Consider the following 2,840-nt stretch of genomic DNA (forward strand, 5'->3'; position numbering starts at 1 on the left):
GCGGGTAAAACGAATCAAATCATCGAGAACACAGTACATTGCAACGGTCTGTTCGCGCATGGTCGGCAGGGCTTGAAGGGGTCGAATACTTCAAACCTAGTCTGTTCACGCCGAACAGACTTTTTTTGGCCTTATTTATACCTCGCAACTTGGGTTAGCTATGGCAACAACTCTGTTAGCTAACTAGTTAAGGAATCAGCAGCAAGACTGCTATATAAGATGTTATTATTAGTGTTGCTAGCTATACTTGCAACTGTCACGTATCTTGCGGAGAAACAAACAAAATAAGTGCTAGCATTGCTAGCTATATAAGCCCTACTAGCTATGCCAGCTTCCAATACATTAACGCCGAGCCCACGGGTCATTGCCGTCGCCAACAACAAGGGAGGAGTTGGAAAGACTGCCTCAGCAGCGGCTATTGCCGGTGAGCTGGCTCGCCAAGGCAACGCTGTACTCGCCTTAGACTTGGACCCCCAGGCGGGCAACCTTACGGCCGTGCTGCATCAGCGCGGTTATCGGGGACATACACTGCTTTCTGTACTGCTAGGGGAGGCTACGCTGGAAGAAATCATTGTCGAGACCAAACAGGTTAACCTGGACCTCCTGCCCGCTTCAATTCAACTATTAAGTCAGGAATCGCGGCTCCAACGCATCCCCGGTTACCACGGACTGCTACGCCGGTTACTGCCACAGCTTAACGGCTACGCTTACTTAGTCATTGACTGTCCGCCTTCGTTGGGGGACCTGACCAGTTTAGCCCTGACAGCGGCTGACGTGTACGTCATTCCCTGCCAAGCCGAGCAGCTGGCCTTCGACGGACTTCACGACATGGTGCGGGCTGCTGGTGTTGTGCGGGAGAACCTGAATGAAAAGCTGACAATGGCCGGCATCTTCTTCACTGCCTACCATCCTAACCAGCGCGGCGCGCTCAACCACGGTACGGTAGAGGCTACGCGTCGCATCTACGGCGATGATGCACTACTGCCACACATCCGCAAGGACATGGCGGTACCAATGTCGCAGGCGATGCAGCAAAGCGTCTGTGCCTACGAACCCACCAGCCGCGCCGCGCAGGATTACCAGCTCCTTACCCAAGCCATACTAAACGCTCTATGAAAAAGCCCACGCAAAGCATGGCCGATATGTTGATGCAGTCGGTCGCCGCTCCTTCAGTTACTGCTGCTTCCCCGGCTGCTACCCCAATGCCGGAAGCAGGGGAGAAGCTTGTCGCCTTTGGCCAGCGCATTACCGCTACTCATAAAGAGCAGCTAAGCCGGCTGGCTTTTTGGAGCCGACGGAACGAGCGGCTTCTACTAGATCGGGCGCTCAGTGAGTTCTTTGCCCGTCAAGATCCCGAATTACTGCGACCTATCCCTGAAGAGTAGGCAGTGGGGGAGGAGGGTAGAGCAGTCCCGGCATGTTGGAGTTCAGTTCCCCACGATGGCCACACTAGTGTCTGTCTTGCGTCAAGCCGACACGAGTGTGGCCATCGATAAACTTCGCCTTTTTTATCTTATTCTGAGATACAACAAGTACCTACTCGCCCTTTTTGAACCCGTACAACCGGTTCAGAGCAGTACAGCAACCTCTCAAACCGACACTCCGAACAGCCTACTCAAAAGGGACTGCCTCCCGCACCATGAAAATACTCCTGGGTTGCCTGTTGTTTGTCAATGTAGTGTGTTTCCTGCTCTTCGCCTTAGATAAACGGAAAGCCCAACGGAACCAGCGGCGCATTGCCGAAAAAACGCTGCACCTCGTTACGCTGCCTGGTGCAGCTCTTGGCGCGTGGGCGGCTATATTGTTGCTGCAACATAAAAACAGCAAAGCCGCTTTCTGGGGCGTTACCCTGGCGCTGACGCTGCTGCAAGGGGCGGTGCTCTATTTCACATGGCCCTCTTTTCAGGCGCTGTTTTAACTGTGTCAGGCGTCTGCATGCGGGGAGCTGGACTATGTACACGTAAATCAACGGAACTTCTTGGGTTACAGCTCAACTGCATTCATTTCATAAGGTTCAGAAAAATCACCGTTTTCGTGAACTGGAAAAAAGGTTTCTTGCTGGTGGATGACACGCCTATTCATCGCGAATGGATGATTCTGAAAACCGCCCCTTACGGCACCTGACTGGGTAAGTATTCTTTGCTAAGCAATGGCAAGATGCATCCCAACGGCTACTGCCCCCCCCCGCGCACCCTGTCCCAACCACAAGGGGGGGGGCAGGGCCTTGGCGTCATTTTAGCCCCCGGTGCCACAGATAGACCCTGGTTGCGATTGTGCGCCCCAGCCTCTCAGTGAATGGGGCGTTGGTCAACGAAAAGGGGAGGGTGGTCACTTATAAGGTAGCGAAAGAGAGAAGGGGGGCTTGCTTCGAGTGTTCAATCTATCAAACGACCCACCAAAGTCCACTCCATCGCGAGCGCCCCCTCTCATGAAAATCCTGTTGTTACTCGTCCTGTCCGCCCTGCTCTCCCTCCCTGCCCGTAGTCAGGGTGCCACCGAATACGCCAAGCGGATGGAGGAAACGGGCGCCGCCATGCAGGCCCAGAAATATTGCGACGCCACTGCCCTTTTTGAGCGCGCGTTCGCACCGGACTCCGCCCAGGCGTCGCCGTTTGAATTGTTTGCGGCGGCCCTGTCGGCCGCCCCAGTGCCCCACTAAACAGCCGCTGGCCTGGCGCTGGCTGGGCCAACTGAGCCGCCGCCGGCCGCTGCCCGTGCAGCCCCCACGACCTCGACAACATCGCGTCCGACCCGGGCCTGGCTTCCCTGCGCGCCGACGAAACCGCCTGGGCGCGCTGGCTCGCGGCCATGCGCGGCGCCGTGGCCGAGCAGGCGGTGGC

General features: G+C 56.1%; 4 protein-coding genes. All 4 read left to right on the plus strand.

All coding sequences use genetic code 11. The annotated features are described in order from the left end of the window. Nucleotides 1-324 precede the first annotated feature (324 nt). Entirely contained in the window at nucleotides 325-1,116 is a 792-nt protein-coding gene (locus D0N36_RS19160) for a ParA family protein (RefSeq protein ID WP_116943419.1), read from the plus strand. Next, nucleotides 1,113-1,385 (plus strand): hypothetical protein, encoded by a 273-nt coding sequence (locus D0N36_RS19165; RefSeq protein WP_116943420.1) that lies wholly within the window; start codon nucleotides 1,113-1,115, stop codon nucleotides 1,383-1,385. Before D0N36_RS19160 ends, D0N36_RS19165 begins: the two co-directional genes overlap by 4 nt. A 254-nt stretch (nucleotides 1,386-1,639) precedes the next feature. Continuing rightward, the gene (locus D0N36_RS19170) at nucleotides 1,640-1,918 is read left to right on the plus strand and encodes a DUF1294 domain-containing protein (protein WP_116943421.1); all 279 of its coding nucleotides are present in this window, start codon (nucleotides 1,640-1,642) and stop codon (nucleotides 1,916-1,918) included. A gap of 510 nt (nucleotides 1,919-2,428) precedes the next feature. Beyond that, on the plus strand, nucleotides 2,429-2,659 hold the full coding sequence (locus D0N36_RS19175) for a hypothetical protein (RefSeq protein WP_116943422.1): 231 nt from the start codon (nucleotides 2,429-2,431) through the stop codon (nucleotides 2,657-2,659). The last annotated feature ends 181 nt before the right edge of the window (nucleotides 2,660-2,840 follow it).

Origin of the sequence: Hymenobacter lapidiphilus, from assembly GCF_003417065.2 — a bacterium.
Taxonomy (GTDB): domain Bacteria; phylum Bacteroidota; class Bacteroidia; order Cytophagales; family Hymenobacteraceae; genus Hymenobacter.